Raw genomic sequence first — 17,198 nt, 5'->3', positions numbered from 1 at the left:
TATGCGATCCGGCAAGGTGCGTCCTGAATTCCGTCGCGGTGGACAGCCTGGCAGTTCGCGGCGCGAAATACATCCGATTCGCCAGCGAGCGCGCATGGATGTTGTGGGAGCGAGTTGCGACCTCTTCCCGAACATAGGCGGCAGATTGCCCGCCCAGGCAAGCATCACTTTGTTCCGGGACCATTTCGTTTCCCTACCTAAATCCGCAGTATGGAGTTCTTTGCCTTGGATCACGATACCATCCGCGCCGAGCTGATGTACTTGGAGTCGCTTGGCTCCCGACTCTCCGGCTCAAAGTCCCATGATCGACTTATCGAGCACGTCAAACAGCAGTGGGCCGATTTCGGCCTGCGAGTTCACGAAGACATTCTGCATTTCGATCGTTGGAGCATGGCGGCCGAAAACCGGAACAGTCTGCGTCTCGATATCGACGGACGCGACGTAGCGATCTCTTCGGTCTTTCCCTATTCCGGCACGACCGGCCCCCCAGGGATCGAAAAGCAATTGCATAGATTACGGGGCCCAATACCCCGATGGGCTAAAGCTCGCGGAGGAATTGCAGTCGTCGAGGTCCATAATCGTGAGTTCCCGCTTGGTGCGGTGGTCAAGACTTGGGACCGGGCTCGCGCATGGGGCAAGACCACTATGCCGCTGATCCCAGCTACACTCGCCGGCCTCGGCCTGACGCCTGCGAGACGAGCTGGCGTCGAAGCGGTGATCTTCGCTTGGCGCGGCATAAGCACCGCCAACGCCAAAGGACAGTATTTACCGTTCACGTTGCCCTACCAGAACATTCCAGCCGTCTTCGTGGCTGGAGACGAGGCCGACTTTGTACTCGCCGCCGCTTCACGAGGCGGCCAGGGAACGCTGATTGTTGATGCCGTGGTGGAACGAGACAGCACCATGCGCACGATATGGGCGGTTGTAGAAGGTCGCAGCGCAGCCCATCAAACTGTGCTATTGGTGAGCCACAGCGACGGTACCAATATTCTCGAGGAGAACGGTCACATTGGTTTGGTCGAACTCGCCCGGCAGATGGTCGCTCAACCATTGGCGCGCACCGTCGTGTTCGTGTTAACCGCTGGACACCTGCGGATTCCGGCGCTCACTGACGATGGCCAAGCGACTTCGCGCTGGTTGCGGGATCACCCAGAGTGGTGGGCCGGCGGCCCCGGAAATCGCCACGCGGTGGCAGGTCTCGTGATGGAGCACCTCGGCGCTCGAGAATACCGGGACGATCCTGTCAACGACGCCTACGAGCCGACCGGCAAGCCCGAACCCGAATTGCTCTACGCCTCCACTCCGCAGCTGGCTGCGCTTATCGAATCAGAGTGGCGCACAACCGACGAACGACCGAGAGTGTCAGCCCCAAACGCGCTCATTCAATTCGGCGAAGGCCAGCCGCTCTACCTCAAAGGCATCCCGAACATCGCGCTCGTCACCATACCGCAGTACCTGCTAAGTGTTGAGCCGGGTGACTACGTCGACATCGCTCTGCTGAACAGACAATTGAGCAGCTTCGCGCGCCTGCTGCGACGAATAGACACCATGCCAATAAACGAGATCGGCACCGTCAAACCCATCACTTCACTCGTGAAAGCGGCTAGTGCGTTGCGTGCGATCGCTATTTTGGCTCACAACTGGTCGCACTGGCGATAAACCGCTTTCAGCAACCTGCGAATTTCGGGGAATAGATCTTCCGGTCCGGACCGAACCTGGGAACGGTTGCCTTCCTCGGCAGGCTGCCCTCGATCAGCCGGGCCAGAGCGTCGGCCTGCATGCGCCATCTTCGCAGGCTCGGCAGGCGTATTTGGGCGTCGGGTGACGACAACGCGGAACTGCGCCAGCACCATGTCCAGCCGCTCGCTCCTGTCTTCACCGATCTGATCCAGTCCGCCTTGGCAGGAGGAGCAGATCTTGTCGTCGGGTCGAGGACGACCTCGATCCGCGGAACATGGGCCGGAAGTGCCCCGCGATTGTTGCGGCGCTTGCGCGCCCGTTCGGTGCGACCTTCCGGAGCTGTCTCGTCCTGGCTGGCTTCCGTACAAGCCGCAACCTGTTGGACATCCTCTAGACCGAGTACCATCTGCTTCTCAGGAGGCGTCTCGGTCTTCCGGCCAAAAGCGATGACGCTGCAGCTCCTTGATGATCTGGCGCAGCCGCTCGCTCTCGTGAAGCGCTGCCAGCGGCAGCGCCTTGAGCGTTTCGGGATCATCAGGAAGGTTGTCGCTCACCGGCAATCAGCGCATATTCGCGCCAGCTTGACGATGCGCTCGATGCCCCTGATTCGCGCGGCCCACAATTATCCGGCTTTCGTCGGGACGATCGTCTCCCGTGCCGCGTGGACACACCGGCAGTCAAGCCCCTCAAGCAGCGCCGACAATTCCGCCGCCGACAAACGCGTCACGCCATCCCGATCTTCAGCCAGCGGAAGACGCAGTCTTCGCTTGATGGTCCGGCGCAAGATTGAGGCGGGACTTACCCCATGGATCGAGCGAGCCCGCGCCAGCGGCAGTGCGGGCGGCGATCACTTCACCTTGGTCCAATGGGCAGACTGAGGGTCAGATCACGCGCCTCAAACTCGTTAGACGTCAAATGTACGGTCGCGGGAAAATCGACCTGCTTCAAGCCAGACTAATTGGCGCAGAATAATCGGAGCTGCACCAAAATTGCGTCAGAGCCCAAGCGGGACCCCTGGATCAGGGTCCACAGTGGCTTCCATCGAGTCATGGAAGCCGAGGTTGGGATGCTGGTGGTGGAGACGATTGGTAAGATCCGTCGCGCCTACTTTGTTGATGGTCGTCCGATCAAGGCGATCTGCCGAGAACTTGGCGTATCGCGGAAGCTCGCAAGGTCATTCGTTCTCAAGCGACGGAGTTCCGGTATGAGGGCGAGACGCAGCCACTCCCGAAGATGGGCGCCTGGAGTGCCGAGCTTGACCGGCTGCTGGCAGGGAATGAGAGCAAGGCGGCGCGGGAACGGCTGACGCTGATCCGGCTATTCGAAGAGCTTCGCGGCCTGGGTTATGCCGGCGGCTATGATGCGGTTCGTCGATACGTGCGAGGGTGGAGCAAGGAACGCGGCACCTCCACAGCGTCGGCCTATGTGCCGCTGAGCTTTGCACCAGGCGAAGCCTACCAGTTCGACTGGAGCCACGAGGTCGTCCTGCTGAGCGGCACCACGGTGATGGTGAAGGCTGCTCATGTCCAGCTCTGTCACAGCCGCATGCTGTTCGTGTGGGCCTATCCGCGGGAGACGCAGGAGATGGTGTTCGACGCCCACGACCGGGCGTTCGCCCTGTTCAAAGGCACCTGCACCCGCGGCATCTACGACAACATGAATACCGCCGTAGAGACGATCTTCGTCGGTAAAGGCCGTCTCTACAATCGCCGCTTCCTGCAGATGTGCAGCCACTTGTCTGGTTGCGGTTGCTGGCACAAGGGTTCAGCTCGTTACCGACAGCCTGCGAGGCTCGCTCTTGTCTACGAGGTCGACGTTCATAGCCGCCTCACGATGGTAGTCCGAAGATCGGGAGCTGCTATCTATTAGGCGCGTGCTGCAGGCACAGAGGTTGCAGCGCAGTCACCCCGACCTCGTCCTCGCAGGACGTCGTCCCGCCTTTTCGGCGGATCCGCTGAATTGCTAATTGATCATGCGGTCGCCTCCTCGCGGGTCCATCGGAACTCGCTTCCATCGGCCCAGACCCGATGCATCACGATCGCTAATTTTCGTGCGACTGCTACGATCGCTCGGCGAAGGCCGCGTCGCTTGGCCACCCTTACACCCCAAGCTTTCAATGCGGACCAACGCTTGGTGCGGGTTAGAAGTGCAAGCGCGGCCTGATAAAGTATGGTCCTGAGCATCACATCGCCACACCTCGAAATAGCGCCATTCCGATCGGTTTCCCCAGATGCGTATTTGCGTGGCGTAAGGCCAAGATGCGCGCCAACATCGCGGGAGCGTTGAAAGCGATCCGGGTCATCAATGGTTGTTAGAAACGTGATTGCCGTCAGTGCACCTACGCCCGGTATCGTCATGAGCCGCTGACATGTCGGTTCGCGGCGTACTATTTCAAGTACCATCTTGTGCAGGACGCCGTACTGTTCACGCAGCGCGGCTCGAGCCACAAGCATTGGGCGCAGCATCGCCGCGAGTCGTGGATGGCCATCTGTGAGTTCATTAGTCTGCTGCTCAAACGTCGCTTGAGATATACGACCAGACAGCTTTAAGCCGAAGACGCGTAAGACGCCGCGAATTTCGTTCTCGATATCGATCTGCTTGATCAAAAGCGTCTTGCGATTGTTGAGAAGCATTCGTAGCTCCTGGCTCACGTCACCCTTGATATGAACAACGGTGTACCAGCCGACCCGCATTACCTGTGCAATGGCGCGAGCGTCGTTTCGATCGGTCTTAATCGGCATCGTCTTAGTCACGCCACGCAGTCTTCGGGGATCGATGCAGACTGCGTGTAAGCCGGCAGCACGCAGTTCCCTGTACAGCCAACGAGCGAGACCACCAATCTCAATCCCGATCTTGACAATGGGCAATCCGCTTTCATTGATCCAGGCAACAATAGCCTCCGGTTCCGAAAGTGCCTTGCCCTCGCGAATGACGACGCCATTCTCGTCCACAACACAGATAGCCGTCTCCTTTAGCGAAACATCCAGACCGACATAGTGCTTCATGTTCCCGCTCCTGCTGCCACCGGCTCGCCGGCTTCCCTTCCAGGCTGAGCCTTTCGAGCAGCAACCGCAATCACCCCATCTATCTGGTCGATCCGGTCGCCTGTACGCCAGCGTCGGGCTGGGAGAAGGGGCAGGTCGAGAACCAGGTCGGGCTGGTCCGAGAACGCTTCTTCACGCCGCGGCTGCGGTTCAAACACCTCGACGAGTTAAACGCCTGGCTGCTCGACAAATGCATCGCCTACGCCAAGGCTCATCGCCATCCGGAGCTGGCCGATCAGACGATCTGGGAGGTGTTCGAGGCAGAGCGTCTCAACCTCGTCCCCTATGCAGGTCGGTTGCGCGTTTCGCGGGATCGTGAGCACGGATTTCAGACGATCGTGAGCACGGATCGTGAGCACCTTTTGGCGGTGCCGGGGGCCGACAACTCAACTGGCCTACGGATTTCTCATTCAGCCAATGAGGAAGCCTGATGCCTACCCAGAGATTGTCGATGCACCGGATCAGAGAAGCCACGGCCTGACCGAGCGCTTCATCGCGCGGACGTTGGAGTGAGCAATGGCGTCGTCCATGGTTACGGGCGGCGTGCCCGCCTTGCCGGGCTGAGCTGGCCGCTGCCGGAGGGCATGGAGGACGAGCGCCTGGAGCTGCTGCTGTTCCCGACGCCGACGGCAGCCTCGCAAAGCGACCGGCGACCGGCCCCCGATTGGGTTTATGTGGAGAAGGAACTGCGCCGTCGCAGCGTGACACGGCTGCTGTTGTGGGAAGAGTATCGCGCCGCCAATCCCGACGGCTCCGGCTATACTTGGTTTTGCACGACCTTCGAGGCCTGGAAGCAGCGTGCGCGCCCGAGCATGCGTCAGACCCACATCGGCGGGGAGAAGGTGTTCGGGTCGATTCCGCCGGCGACACCATCGACATCTTCGATCCCATCACGGGCGAAGTGCGCGCCATGAAGCTGTTCGTCGTCGGCGATGGGGGCCTCGAACTACACCTACGCCGAGGCGTGCCCAAGCGAGAGCCTGTCCGACTGGATCGGCGTGCATGCCAACCTGTTCAGGTACCTCGGCGGCGTGCCGAAGTTTCGTGGTCTGCGATAATCTCAAGGCCGCCGTGACCAACCCCGATCGTTACGATCCTGAATCAACCGAACCTATGCCGAGATGGCCGGCCATTATGGCACCGCGATCCTGGCGGCGCCGCCAAGGCGACCAAAGGACAAGGCGAAGGTTGAGGTCGCCGTCCAGATCGCGCAGCGCTGGATCCTGGCCCGCCTGCGCAATCAGCGCTTCTTTTCCCTGGCGGAACTGAATCCTGCCATCCACGTCCTGGTCGGCGTACTCAACGCCCGCCAGATGCGCGGTTTCGGGTCAAGCCGCGCCGAACTGTTCGCCGAGATCGATCGTCTCAAGCTGGGAGAACCGCCGGACCAGCCGTATGTCTTTGCGCGCTGGAAGCGTTGTCGCGTCGCCCCTGACTACCAGTTGAGATCGACGGCCATTGGTATTCTACCCCTTACCGTCTGATCCCTGAACTCGTCGATGTCCGCATCGCCGACAAGACCGTCGAGATCTTCCACAGGGGTCAGAGGATCGCGAGCCACGCCCGTGCGCCCAACCGCCGCAGCCATGCCACGATCGCCGATCATATGCCGAGCGCCCATCGCCGCTACGGTAAGTGGATGCCGAGAGGGCTGATCGCGGCCGGCGAGAAGATCGGCCCCTCTGCCGCGGCGTTTTTCCAGGGCATCATCGCGGCAAGGCCTCATCCCGAGCAAGGCTTTCGTACCTGCCTCGGCATCCTGTCGCTGACCAGGAGCTACGACAATGCGCGCGTCGATGCGGCCTGCCGACGCGGCATCCTCATCAAGGCTCGCTCCCTCGCCTCGATCCACTCGATTCTCAAGAACGGCTTTGATCGCGCGTTCCTTGACGAGACATCCAACGATCAACCCCTGCGCCACCGCAACATCCGCGGTAAGGGTTATTTCCAGTGAACCATGGAGATCTCAATGCTGATGCATCCCACCCATGAACGGCTGATCGCACTCGGCTTGACCCGAATGGCCGAAGCCCTGGAGGAGCAGCGACGATCGTCAGATCTCGCTGCCTTATCGAGATGGGCGGAGTCGACGATCCGCAGCCGGCGCCCCTCCGATTGCTTATGGACCGCAACCTGGTGCAATCCATGGCGGACCCGCACCTCGCCAGCCGCCGCCGTTACCGCCACGCGCTCGCAATAAGGCGCCACGGTACAGAGTAGCTGTTCGTATCGATCTCGACCGCGCAATCGTTGCCGACGACGCGGCTCAGTTCGCGCTAGGATCCGAACGATGGCTGCCCGCTGAGCGGTTTCAACCGGTGCCCTTCGTCTCGCGCGAAGCGGATCATCGGCGCCTCGCCGGTCGTCCCGTGGATACGAACGTTCGCAACCTCACGCTCCCACTTGGCGAGATGCGCCTCGAACGCCTCCCAGCTCGCAAATGAATGACCCGCGATTGCGTTCTTCTTCACGTAGCCGACGCCATTCTCCGTCTTGCCCTTTGTGCGCCCGTTACGGAGCGCAGGCGCGAGGACGGAAGCCTCAATGCTTCGCGAATGCAATGAGCTTGTCGTTAAGCTGAACCGACCGGCCCACCGCGTCGTGGCGCACCACGAGCGCGCGTGGGTTGTCCATCAGCGCTTCCTCCGGCACGCCGCCGAAGGTCGTGAATGCGCTCTCGAGCCCGGCGAACCAGTGCTCTTGCTTCTCGGCTCGGAACGCACGCACAGTAAGCGCTGTTTCGGTCCCACCTTCCATTGAAGGCGTCGAGCGAGGAATGATCGATCTCTGATTGGAGATCGGCTTGTGTCTAAGCTTGAACATATGCTTGAGCCCAGGACCTCGGTTCGTCTGGTCGAGGTCATCACGGAGAGCGGCCGACGCCGGCAGTTCTCGGCCGGCGACAAGGCGCGGTTCGTCGAGGAGACGCTGGCCCCGGGAGCCGTGGTATCGGAGGTCGCGCGGCGGCACGGATTGTCGCCGCAACAGCTGTTTACGTGGTGCCGGCAAATGCGACAGCCGGCTGCGATCCCTGTGGCTCCCGAGCCGCAGACGTTCGTGCCCGCTGTCGTTACCCCATCGTCCACGCCGCCGGAGCGCTCACCGCGGCAGCGCCGACGCCTCCGGAAGGCGCTCGAGGGCGCCGAGAACAGCAGCACATGTTCAAGGAGCCATCCGACGTGGCATCGACCAGCCATTGTCATGTCTAGCAAGGATCTTTGCACCGCGCACTCCGACGGAAACCATGGGATGAAGGGCGTGAGTCGACAGAGGTTCACGAACTCCCCGACGATATCGAGCGAGTAAGTTCGCGGAAGCTGGGTACGGGTGGGGCAGTGAACTTCCAGGTGACGGTTCTCAAGGTGCTGGTCAGCTATCCAGACGGGTCGCCGCCATGGCGGACCTCAAGCGAGATATGGCGATTCTGGCCACGAGCGGACCGGACTGGACCGAAAGGACGAAGCGATTGGCAGTCCGCGTGCCCGACTTGGATATCTTCTCCCAAGGACTCATTGAGCGGATGAACGGCGGCTGGCGTGTCACTGATAAGGGACGCGCGGTTCTCGAGATCAAGGAGGCTCGGCCCGCACCCGCTCAACAAGCAAGAGAGCTGCCTGAGGTCCTCGCGGCCGAGGAGCCGGCGCCAGCCGCGACTCTGCCGCCGATGCCTTCGATAGGGCCGGTTCGACGCATGCGGGAACGAAGGCGACGCCAACGCGATGCTGCACGGCGAAGCCAAGCGAGCGCGCCGTAACGAAGCTCCGTTCACGAACAGCGCATTTCCGGCTGTGCGTGATCAGACGGATCGAACGTTCGATGATGTTGTTGTCGAGCTCGATGCGGCCATCATCGACAAAGCGCGTCACACCCTGCCAGCGTGAGGACGTCCAGCGGATGGCGACGGCGAGCTTGGCGTTTAGTCGGCTAGCCAGTATTGAAGTTGGCTGCGGGTAATCCTTAGGGCGGGGACATTGTTTAGAAGGAATGCCAAAGCACCTACCTGGCCTGGCAGGTTGCTAACTATCCTGCCGTGCGTAGACGGCTCGAGCGAATGCAACTCGCGACATCCAGCGAAACAAGATCACATTGCAAATGCTCATCCGCCGATGAGTCCTCGAGGGTACATCCATTCAGCTCACGTCCAGAGGTATCGGTGCTGCGCTCTAAATTCACAGCTCTGCGCTCGAAAGCGCCATCATGGCAGCTGAGCCGGGCGTCACCTCAGCGAACGCAAGCATGCGAGCAAGAATCGTCTGGACAATCGTCCTCGGCTTTGCCGCCGATCCGTTGATGCGTTGGACTTGGCCGGACCCCGGGCAATACGTTAGCAGTATGACTCAGTTCATCAAGGCCTGTGGCGGGCGAGCATTCGAGCATGGCACAGCATACGTCGCGGGAGAAAGTCGGGCGGCCGCCCTGTGGCTACCTCCGCGCATCCATCAGGATGAGGATGCGCTGGACGCAATCATGGCGCGGTCACTGCGCCCGGAAATCAGTGAACATATGGCACATCTGCGCCAGGGAATCGCCGAACATCATCCCTCCGAGGCACATTGGTTTTTGCCCCTCATCGCTGTCGATCCGAGCTGGGTCGGGCGAGGGCTCGGTACATTGCTGATGAGATACGCTCTTCAACGATGTGATGAGCAGGGCATCGCTGCCCACCTCGTAAGCTCGAATCCTAAAAACATTCCCTTTTACCAACGTCACGGGTTCAAGATTATTGGAAAGATACAGCACGGTTGCTCGCCGCTGCTCACGCCGATGTTGCGAAAGGCGAATTGAGCGGAATTCGTAGACGCTTCGCATGCTTCGGCTCCCCGAGTGTCCTGGGAGACGCTGAACTGACCCGCATTGCCTCATCCAGAATATTACTGGACAACTTCTCGCCGACGATTGGGTCGGTGCCATCGAATTGGTTCGGTGGCGTCTATGGCGTGAAAGATCAGCATGGGCGCCCGGCGCGAGGTGGTGTCTGCGGTTACGGAGCGTTACCGGTCGGCCAAACGAGGTGAGAAGGGGCGGATCCTCGACGAGTTGTGCGCGAAGACGGGCTGGCATCGCAAGCATGCGGTGCGCGCGCTTCGGCGGAGCGCAACGGTTGGACCGGAGAAGATGGAGGCGCCCGGAGAGCGCAAGCGCAGATATGGCGCGACGATCAAGGACGCGATGACGGCGCTGTGGGAGGCGTCGGATCGGGTATGCGGTAAGCGGCTCAAGGTGATGATCCCGACCTTGCTGCCGGCGCACGAGCAACATGGCCGATTCCAGCTTGGTGAGGCCGACCGTGATCCTGTTCTGGCGATCAGCGCCGCAACCATCGACCGCTTGCTCGTCGATGTGAAGATTACGGCGAGCGGCGGCAGGCGGCGCCGTGCCGGATTCTATTCGGCAATCCGGCGCGAAGTCCCGATCCGCACGTTCAATGACTGGAACAGCCCGGTACCCGGCTTCTGCGAGGTTGATTGGTCGCGCATGGCGGCACGTCGGTGGCCGGCTCGTTCATCCAGACCCTGACGATGGCCGATGTCGCCACGGGCTGGACGGAGTGCCTGCCGTTGCTGACGCGGGAGGGTTCGCTGGTCGTCGAGGCGATCAACCGCGCCCAGAGCCTGTTCCCCTGGCTCTTGCGCGGCGTGGACTTCGACAACGACAGCGCCTTCATGAACGATGTCGTCGTGCCATGGTGCCGCGAACAGAAGCTCGAGGTCACACGCTCGCGCGCGTACAAGAAGAACGATCAGGCGTTCGTCGAGCAGAAGAATGGTGCGGTCGTCCGCCGCCTCATGGGCTATGGCCGCTTCGTTCGCGTCGAGACGGCGCGCGTGATGGGCCGCCTCTATGCGGACGCATGGCTCTACGTCAACTTCTTCCAGCCGTCGTTCAAGCTGAAGGAGAAGCGCCGCGAAGGGGCTAAAGTGATCAAGCGCTATCATCCCCCGTCGACGCCCTATGAGCGCGCATTGGCGCATCCCAAGGTGACCGCGGCCGTGAAGAAAGGGCTGCGCGATCAGTATCGCTCGCTCGATCCGGTCGGGCTGTTGGCCGAGATTCGCGCGACCCAGGACGAACTCGGCAATCGCGTCGATCGTCGTGCCGGACAGGCGTGGCCTGCAACCCGCTTGCACGAGCACCGCGCCGGCGACCGGAGCGACGTTCGCGAAGACGCTCGGCAAGACGGCGACGGTCGCCGAGCCGCGTGCCACGCACCGGCGCACCCGTCGGCCCTATAAGAGGGTTCGCATGCCGTCCAAGCTCGACCCGCATATTGCTGCGATCGAGGGTTGGCTCGTCTAGCAGCCGCAGTTAACTGCACTCGCCATCGTCGGCCGGCTGAGCGAGAAATACCCCGAGGAGTTCGGAACGAGACAGCATTCGATCGTGCAGCGGCTGCTCAGGACGCTTAGACGGAAGACGGCCGAGCAATTGGTCGCGGAGGAGCCGCTCGGCGCCGCCACGACCGCTGCCCCATTGCCCGGGGTTGTAGACGGCTCGGGCTATGTATGGCCCGAGCCGCCCACAGCCCCTCTCGTCGAGCAAGCCGGGAAAGCCACTTGGCGCGGCCGATCAGCCGACATCGGATCGTCATCGGCAATTGAGCTATCAGGGTAACATTCGCTGATGCGGCAATACGACGGGTCAAATTTGCAAACGATGACGTAATTGCGGTCGGCGCCCGCGGCTTGAAAGGTCCGCTATCTTCAAGCCTTCCCGCAATCTTGCAAATCGGAGTGGGCTATGAAGCAATATGTTGGGCTGGATGTCTCGCAAAGCAAGTTCGATAACGAAGTCCGCCAGTTGGCGAAGTCGGATGAGACGACGCGCCGCCTGATGACGGTTCCTGGTGTCGGCGTGGTGACCGCCTTGACCTTCCGCCATACGATCGACGACCCATCGCGCTTCCGATCGGCATCAAGCGTCGGCGCCTATCTGGGTCTTACGCCTCGACGCAACCAGTCTGGCGAAACTGACATCAATGGCAAGATATTACGATGGGGCGACCGTCTTCTCCGAACTTACCTGTACGAGGCGGCGACCGTCCTGCTTTATCGAACGAAGAAATTGTCCTCTCTCAAGGCTTGGGGCATGAAGCTCGCCAAGCGAAATGGCATGCGAAAGGCAAAGGTCGCCATCGCGCGCAAAATCGCCTGTTCTTCACTGTATCTGGGGCGACGGCACATCGTTCGATTGGGACCAGGCGAAGGAAGCCTGATCAGATCTTGTAAAATTCCTGGTCCGGTCTGCCGGACTGGCGATGTCCCGCTGGGACGGTGTTGTGGCGACCTCGGTCAATCGGCTGCTGGCGCCTCGACCGCACTCCGCTGCAAACGTTGAGGCGCCCGACCCGGACATCATCATGAGGCGCTGCGCGACCTCGGAAAGGACCATGACCCCAGCGAAGACATCAACCAGCCCCGGCGATCCAATGCCTAGCCGGCTAAGCACGTATCAGCCGCGCCCGCGCCGTCTCCGCAACCCGGACCAGCTCCGACGGCGCGAGCACTACCACCGTGCCGTGGGCGAGTTCAGAAATGTAAACTTGACAACAAACCGCAATTAAAGGGCGATTGACATTATAAGGCCATGTGTGGATGACGGGGTGGCGATTGACATCGTCGATACCGGCCATGATGCGCTCCTTGAGCTCATGTTTTGATGCGACCCGGATGTGGCGCAGGACCGAACGAGCGAACTTGGAGAAGAAGCCCTCGATGAGGTTGAGCCACGAGCCGTGCTTGGGCGTGAAGGTGAACTCGAAGCGCCCGCTTGGTCGGGTAGCGAACCAGGCTTTGGTTTCTCTCGAGATGTGCGTGGAATGATTGTCGAGGATCAATTTGATCGGGTGCTCCTCGGATAAGCGGCATCGAGAAGTCTGAGGAGTTCTATGAACTCGCGGCTGCGGTGACGGTCTCTGACGAGAGCGTGAACTCTGCCGGTGAGCAGATCAATCCCGGCCAATAGGCTGAGCCTGCCGTGCCGCTTGTACTCGTGGTCGCGCGCAAAGCCGGCGTGGATGCCGGGTTCGGGCGGCAAATCCGGCGCCGTCGTTGCGATGGCCTGGATTCCGGCTTTTCGTCGCACGACACGATCGCCACCGGCTTTCCCCGTCTCTTCGACTTGGCAGGGGCTTTTTTCAGGACTGCGACTTCACGATAGACGCACAGGACCTCGGCCATCTTCCGTTCGAACTCAGCATGGCGATTTTCAAGATAGTAGCGCACCTTGTGCGGCTTGATTTCCTCCTTGCCGAGGATCTTGCACAAGGACCAAATTGGTCAAGCATGCATGCCCTGCAGCCGGCCCGTGTTCGCGCGCATGGCGCGCCAACAGCCGCGTCGTCCACAACTCATGTGGATAGCCGTGGTCCTTCGCCTTGTCACACGCCAACGACACCAACCAGGCTTTGGCCTCAGGCGTGATGGTTGGTTCCTTGCCGGGGCGGGGGCGATCGTCAAGGGCGGCCAGCGGGCCATCGCCAGCGTTCGCTCGACACAGCGCTGCACCGTCTGATGATGGACTCCAAGTCTTTGACCTACTGCGCAAAGCGAAGGATTCTTGCGATACGTCAGCAGCATCTGCGCCCGCGAGACCCGGTTCGCTAGTTCAGTTCTCGACCGCGAAAGAGCCGCCAATGTTGCGATCTCTTCGTCGGCCATCGCCAACTCGACCGCTCGCCGCCCTCCAGCCATGATACAGCTCCTCGTTTCGCCGACCGCAAACGAGGAATCCACCAACTGCCCGTCCGTTCCACCCATTCAGCCGACTCCAGCATCGCAGGTTTCATGGAATCGATCGTCTAGTGTGCGAGCGGCAAGCAGTCGCACTGCTCGGCAGGCCGAGCTCTTACCAGAAGTGGAAGGTTCGTTCTGCGCAGGACTTCGCTATGAGTAGAGCCGCTTTTTCAGACGTATGCGCGACCAGAAGCACTCGGAAACGGGCGACTAGTGGTAGTAAGTCATCAACCTGCAGTAATGGACAACGACATGGCTAACCCACGCCAGGAGGACAAGTCCACACGTACAATCGATGCAGCTCGACGGGCTCGGAGCTGCGCCATGGTGCGCCCCGGTGGATCACCTCGGCCTTGTAGAGACCGTTGATGGTTTCGCCGAGAGCATTGTCGTAGCAATCTCCAACCAGATGGCTGAGTACATTCAGTGGCTTGCGTCTAAGGGAGAGCGCTCGTGTTTCGGCGGGGAACAGGGCCGCCGTATTCGGGGTAATCCGGCGTCCAATCGGGCTCTGAATTCACTTTTCATGAAGTTCAAGCGCCGGCTCGCGTTGGTTTCACGAAGGAAACTATATGATGCAACGAGCCCTACATCCATCGGCTCTGGTACCTCGCGGCTGGAGTGGCGCACAACCGTCACCGTACCTCTCCCACGAGGGGCACGAGTTTCTGTTCCGACTGCGGGACCAGTTCTAGGCGAATACATAGCCAATATCAGCGCCCTAACCGATCTGCCGCTGGCGGGAGGCAGGTTCGCCTAGTGGTCGTGGCGCGCCGCTTCGGCTGCGTTACCATTCTGTGCAGCCTGCGTATTTTCACCGAGCGCTTCGATGACCGCGCTTCTGGCACGGTGGGCGCGGCGAACGAGCTGGCTCGATCTGATCGTCCATCACCCTGGCCTTGCCTTGGGAGGCCGCCCGGCGGCGCGTTTTGCCACTTACTTATGCTGCCCGTGAGCAACGACACAATGCTTCGGGTGGTTAGGAGGCGCGGGTATCAGCCCTTTGCTGCGCCGAGCGTTATCAGCATCGAGGATTGGGCATGGCGCCGCAATCAGCGGTACGGAGCAATCATCCACGACCTCGAGCGGCGACGACAGATCACTCTCCTACCCGAGAGTCTCGCGGAGAAAGTACAGAAACGATCGCCCGCCAGATGACCAATGGCGGCGATACTCAATCAAAGTCAGAAACCGTCACCATTGCGGCGATTGAGCAAGGCGTTCCTCTCCTGGCGGAAGCTCGAGAGATCATAGGCGCTTTCCATGCGATGATCCGCAACAAGGCTCACGGAGAGCTTGGACCATGGTTGGAACGAGCATGCGCAAGCCTCATGTCTTTCGCCAGCGGCGTCATTAAGGACAAGGCCGCCGTCAGCGCAGCGATCACAACGTTTTGGTCCAACCGAAAGACAGAGGGCCCGATCACCAAGCTCAAACTAGTCAAGCGCAAAATGTACGACACGCCAAGCTCGACTTGCTGCAGGCTCGGCTGCTCGGCACCACATGGCCAGTGCTGCATCAAAATTGCGTCAGAGCCCCCTTTGGACCCAATCGGGGGTCCCAGTCCAATACCGATTGACACTTTCGCCGCTGTCGAGATGGCGCGGCCCTGGCACGCCAGGATATTGACGCCTGGGCTTGGTGGACCGGAAAACGGATATCCTCCTTCGCCTTTTGCCGTAGTTTTTGCACAGGCCCACACGCTCGGATGGAAGACGACGGCGCATGCTGGCGAAGAAGGCCCGTCAGACTATGTGGCTGCGGCGATCGGCAGGCTAGACGTCGGCCGCATAGATCATGGCGTTCAATGTGAGGCTGATCCGCGGCTGATGCGACGCCTTGCCCGAGAAGGGCATTGCCCTTGCGGTGTGCCCACTCTCAAAGTCGAACTGAAGGTGTTTCCTCCGCTCGAAGAGCACAATCTCGGCTCTGCATGCTGGCCTCTACTTCAAGGTCGACTCCGACGACCCGGCATATTTCCGGAGTGCTTGGACGACACTCGTTGTCCGATCGACGGAGGCAATGGGCTTGACCGCGGACGAGCAACTGACCGTGGCAGACAATAGCCTCAGGACCGCGTTCATGAATAACAAGTACCGGCTAATCATCGACAACATGAGACGGCCGGAATCTTCTCACTCTGGGGTCCGATAATGACGAGCGACGGTACAGATTCTTCGCTCCGCATCTGGCTCGCCGTCATCGTGCTGGCATCGCCTCGTTTGATAGTGTCTCGGCAGAGTTAGCACCTATCGGGCTGTTGTCTCAGATTGCTCGCGACCTAGGTGTGGTCTCTCAGGAGGTTGTCCATCTGGTCTGAACCGAGGAAGCTGAGGTTGCGAAGCTTCAGTTTTCCAAGGAGAGACCAGATGAACATCCACAAGAATGCGCCTCTGACGCCCAAAGGTCGAGAGGCGATGGTCCGAAGCGTGGTGGAAGGTGGGCTGAGCCAGGCCGACGCTGCCTACCAGTTCAACACGACGCCGAAGACCGTCGCCAAATGGGTCAAGCGGTTCCGCGGGGAAGGTGTGGATGGCTTGCGCGACCGCTCGTCGCGACCCCATTCATCGCCGAGCCAAACCCCGCCAGCCACGTGTGCAGCCATCGAGGCCTTGCGCCGGCAGCGCCACACCGGCAAGCAGATCGCGGCCGAGGTCGAGGTGTCGGCGGCCACCGTCAGCCGCGTCCTGCGCCGCTTGGGCTTGAACCGGATCCGCGATCTGGAGCCGGCCGAGCCGGAACGTCGCTATGAGCGCGAGAATCCAGGCGAAATCATTCACCTCGACATCAAAAAACTCGGGCGTTTCCAGCGTGTCGGCCACCGCATCACCGGCGATCCGAGTGGCCCGAACAAAAGCCGTGGCGCCGGTTGGGATTTCGTCCACGTCTGCATTGACGACCATTCCCGCGTCGCCTTCTCCGAGATCAAGCCCGATGAGACGGCGGAGAGTGCTGTTTCCTTCCTCAAGGCGGCTGTGGCTTATTACAAAAGCCTCCGCGTCACCGTCGCGCGCGTCATGACCGATAATGGGAGTTGCTACCAGTCCTTCGCATTCCGCGATGCTTGTCGGGATTTGGGCATCAAGCATATCCGCACCAAGCCCTACACGCCGAGAACAAACGGCAAGGCCGAACGCTTCATCCAGACCGCACTTCGGGAATGGGCTTACGCCAAAGCCTATCCAACATCAGATCGGCGCGCCCAAGAACTGCCAATCTGGCTGCACCAATACAACTGGCACAGACCACATGGTGGTATAAACTCCCAAAAGCCAATCAGCAGACTCGGTCTAACCGAGGACAACCTCTTGAGGCTCCACACCTAGGACGCGATCAGGCAGCGGTCGGGCTCATCGTGAGCCTCTATGGCTGGATCGGTGCTGCGAGCGCTCTGTTGTCGCCTGTTCTGCTTCAGAAGTTTCCTCGCAAGCCGTTACTCATCGCCTTTATGCTTATTCTTTCCGCAACCAATGTTGCGGCGATGATTTCTCACAGTTTCGAAGGGCTACTGTTGGCACGCACGGTGGGCGCTGTCGTTCACGGCTTCTATTGGGCCATGGCGGCTGCGGTCGCGTCTAAGATTGCCCCGTCCCGCCGTATGGGGAGCTATCGCCAAATTTTGGTGACGGCCGGGGCCGGTCAGGCGGCGGCGGTTGTGGGCTGACGGTCGGTCGGCTTGGCGATGACCTCGATCCCGTCGTTGAATGTCACACCGAGAAGAAGTTTTGGCAACTGGTTGTGT

General features: G+C 60.6%; 15 protein-coding genes and 8 pseudogenes. 15 read left to right on the top strand and 8 right to left on the bottom strand.

The annotated features are described in order from the left end of the window. Positions 1–225 precede the first annotated feature (225 nt). Positions 226–1,659 (top strand): hypothetical protein, encoded by a 1,434-nt coding sequence (locus AC0L3A_RS33925; RefSeq protein ID WP_473255998.1) that lies wholly within the window; start codon positions 226–228, stop codon positions 1,657–1,659. Positions 1,660–1,720: 61 nt separating this feature from the next. Here AC0L3A_RS33925 and AC0L3A_RS33920 read toward each other — a convergent pair. Next, positions 1,721–2,234 (bottom strand): annotated as a pseudogene (locus tag AC0L3A_RS33920) (IS66 family transposase); the annotation flags it as partial. Here AC0L3A_RS33920 and AC0L3A_RS33915 point away from each other — a divergent pair. Both AC0L3A_RS33915 and istA (AC0L3A_RS33910) read left to right on the top strand, forming a co-directional pair. Beyond that, entirely contained in the window at positions 2,127–2,558 is a 432-nt protein-coding gene (locus AC0L3A_RS33915; RefSeq protein ID WP_473256007.1) for a hypothetical protein, read from the top strand. The pseudogene AC0L3A_RS33920 and the gene AC0L3A_RS33915 sit on opposite strands and share 108 nt — an antisense overlap. Before the next feature lie 188 nt (positions 2,559–2,746). Further along, positions 2,747–3,414 (top strand): annotated as a pseudogene (gene istA / locus AC0L3A_RS33910) (IS21 family transposase); the annotation flags it as partial. A 236-nt stretch (positions 3,415–3,650) separates the two neighbouring features. On the opposite strand, the gene AC0L3A_RS33905 reads toward istA (AC0L3A_RS33910), so the two are convergent. Further along, positions 3,651–4,685 carry an IS110 family RNA-guided transposase gene (locus AC0L3A_RS33905; protein ID WP_473255997.1) on the bottom strand — a complete coding sequence of 345 codons (1,035 nt, stop codon included), beginning with the start codon at positions 4,683–4,685 and terminating at the stop codon, positions 3,651–3,653. An 80-nt stretch (positions 4,686–4,765) separates the two neighbouring features. On the opposite strand from AC0L3A_RS33905, the pseudogene AC0L3A_RS33900 reads away from it, so the two are divergent. Then, a pseudogene (locus AC0L3A_RS33900) lies at positions 4,766–5,020 on the top strand (IS21 family transposase); the annotation flags it as partial. A 134-nt stretch (positions 5,021–5,154) separates the two neighbouring features. Then, positions 5,155–6,678 (top strand): annotated as a pseudogene (gene istA / locus AC0L3A_RS33895) (IS21 family transposase). 223 nt (positions 6,679–6,901) lie between these two features. On the opposite strand, the gene AC0L3A_RS33890 reads toward istA (AC0L3A_RS33895), so the two are convergent. Next, positions 6,902–6,994 carry a Mu transposase domain-containing protein gene (locus AC0L3A_RS33890; RefSeq protein ID WP_473256005.1) on the bottom strand — a complete coding sequence of 31 codons (93 nt, stop codon included), beginning with the start codon at positions 6,992–6,994 and terminating at the stop codon, positions 6,902–6,904. Between the two features lie 271 nt (positions 6,995–7,265). After that, positions 7,266–7,694 carry a hypothetical protein gene (locus AC0L3A_RS33885; protein ID WP_473256006.1) on the bottom strand — a complete coding sequence of 143 codons (429 nt, stop codon included), beginning with the start codon at positions 7,692–7,694 and terminating at the stop codon, positions 7,266–7,268. On the opposite strand from AC0L3A_RS33885, the gene tnpA reads away from it, so the two are divergent. Continuing rightward, complete coding sequence (gene tnpA / locus AC0L3A_RS33880; RefSeq protein WP_473256004.1) at positions 7,575–8,030, top strand: IS66-like element accessory protein TnpA; 456 nt, start codon at positions 7,575–7,577, stop codon at positions 8,028–8,030. The two genes, AC0L3A_RS33885 and tnpA, sit on opposite strands and share 120 nt — an antisense overlap. 29 nt (positions 8,031–8,059) lie before the next feature. After that, a pseudogene (locus tag AC0L3A_RS33875) lies at positions 8,060–8,478 on the top strand (hypothetical protein). Between the two features lie 16 nt (positions 8,479–8,494). Here AC0L3A_RS33875 and AC0L3A_RS33870 read toward each other — a convergent pair. Further along, positions 8,495–8,635, bottom strand: a pseudogene (locus AC0L3A_RS33870) (IS66 family transposase); the annotation flags it as partial. Positions 8,636–8,921: 286 nt separating this feature from the next. Here AC0L3A_RS33870 and AC0L3A_RS33865 point away from each other — a divergent pair. The 4 genes and pseudogenes from AC0L3A_RS33865 to AC0L3A_RS33850 form a co-directional block, all read left to right on the top strand. Then, complete coding sequence (locus AC0L3A_RS33865) at positions 8,922–9,509, top strand: GNAT family N-acetyltransferase (RefSeq protein ID WP_473255996.1); 588 nt, start codon at positions 8,922–8,924, stop codon at positions 9,507–9,509. Between the two features lie 165 nt (positions 9,510–9,674). Beyond that, complete coding sequence (locus tag AC0L3A_RS33860) at positions 9,675–10,241, top strand: hypothetical protein (protein WP_473255995.1); 567 nt, start codon at positions 9,675–9,677, stop codon at positions 10,239–10,241. Next, on the top strand, positions 10,190–10,957 hold the full coding sequence (locus tag AC0L3A_RS33855; RefSeq protein ID WP_473255994.1) for an integrase catalytic domain-containing protein: 768 nt from the start codon (positions 10,190–10,192) through the stop codon (positions 10,955–10,957). The genes AC0L3A_RS33860 and AC0L3A_RS33855 overlap by 52 nt, the downstream gene beginning before the upstream one ends. 583 nt (positions 10,958–11,540) lie before the next feature. Next, a pseudogene (locus tag AC0L3A_RS33850) lies at positions 11,541–11,937 on the top strand (transposase); the annotation flags it as partial. 225 nt (positions 11,938–12,162) lie between these two features. On the opposite strand, the gene AC0L3A_RS33845 reads toward AC0L3A_RS33850, so the two are convergent. Genes AC0L3A_RS33845 through AC0L3A_RS33835 form a run of 3 tightly spaced genes read right to left on the bottom strand, consistent with a single transcriptional unit; the run spans position 12,163 to position 13,268 of the window. Further along, positions 12,163–12,558, bottom strand: a complete 396-nt coding sequence (locus AC0L3A_RS33845; protein ID WP_473255993.1) for a transposase — start codon at positions 12,556–12,558, stop codon at positions 12,163–12,165. Between the two features lie 49 nt (positions 12,559–12,607). Next, the gene (locus AC0L3A_RS33840; RefSeq protein ID WP_473255992.1) at positions 12,608–12,988 is read right to left on the bottom strand and encodes a hypothetical protein; all 381 of its coding nucleotides are present in this window, start codon (positions 12,986–12,988) and stop codon (positions 12,608–12,610) included. After that, positions 12,930–13,268 carry a helix-turn-helix domain-containing protein gene (locus AC0L3A_RS33835; protein ID WP_231144208.1) on the bottom strand — a complete coding sequence of 113 codons (339 nt, stop codon included), beginning with the start codon at positions 13,266–13,268 and terminating at the stop codon, positions 12,930–12,932. Before AC0L3A_RS33835 ends, AC0L3A_RS33840 begins: the two co-directional genes overlap by 59 nt. A gap of 763 nt (positions 13,269–14,031) precedes the next feature. On the opposite strand from AC0L3A_RS33835, the pseudogene AC0L3A_RS33830 reads away from it, so the two are divergent. The 4 genes and pseudogenes from AC0L3A_RS33830 to AC0L3A_RS33815 form a co-directional block, all read left to right on the top strand. After that, a pseudogene (locus AC0L3A_RS33830) lies at positions 14,032–14,960 on the top strand (transposase family protein); the annotation flags it as partial. 94 nt (positions 14,961–15,054) lie between these two features. Then, positions 15,055–15,522: a hypothetical protein gene (locus tag AC0L3A_RS33825; protein WP_473255991.1), complete on the top strand. Its 468-nt coding sequence runs from the start codon at positions 15,055–15,057 to the stop codon at positions 15,520–15,522. A gap of 303 nt (positions 15,523–15,825) precedes the next feature. Further along, positions 15,826–16,782, top strand: coding sequence for an IS481 family transposase (locus AC0L3A_RS33820; RefSeq protein ID WP_473255990.1), 957 nt, complete (start codon positions 15,826–15,828; stop codon positions 16,780–16,782). After that, positions 16,674–17,120 (top strand): MFS transporter, encoded by a 447-nt coding sequence (locus AC0L3A_RS33815; RefSeq protein ID WP_473256003.1) that lies wholly within the window; start codon positions 16,674–16,676, stop codon positions 17,118–17,120. The genes AC0L3A_RS33820 and AC0L3A_RS33815 overlap by 109 nt, the downstream gene beginning before the upstream one ends. Positions 17,121–17,198: the final 78 nt, after the last annotated feature.

The organism is Bradyrhizobium sp. MI1.3 (genome assembly GCF_055811695.1).
Note: the sequence above shows the minus strand (reverse complement) of the source record. Positions and strands in the feature narration are given on the sequence as shown.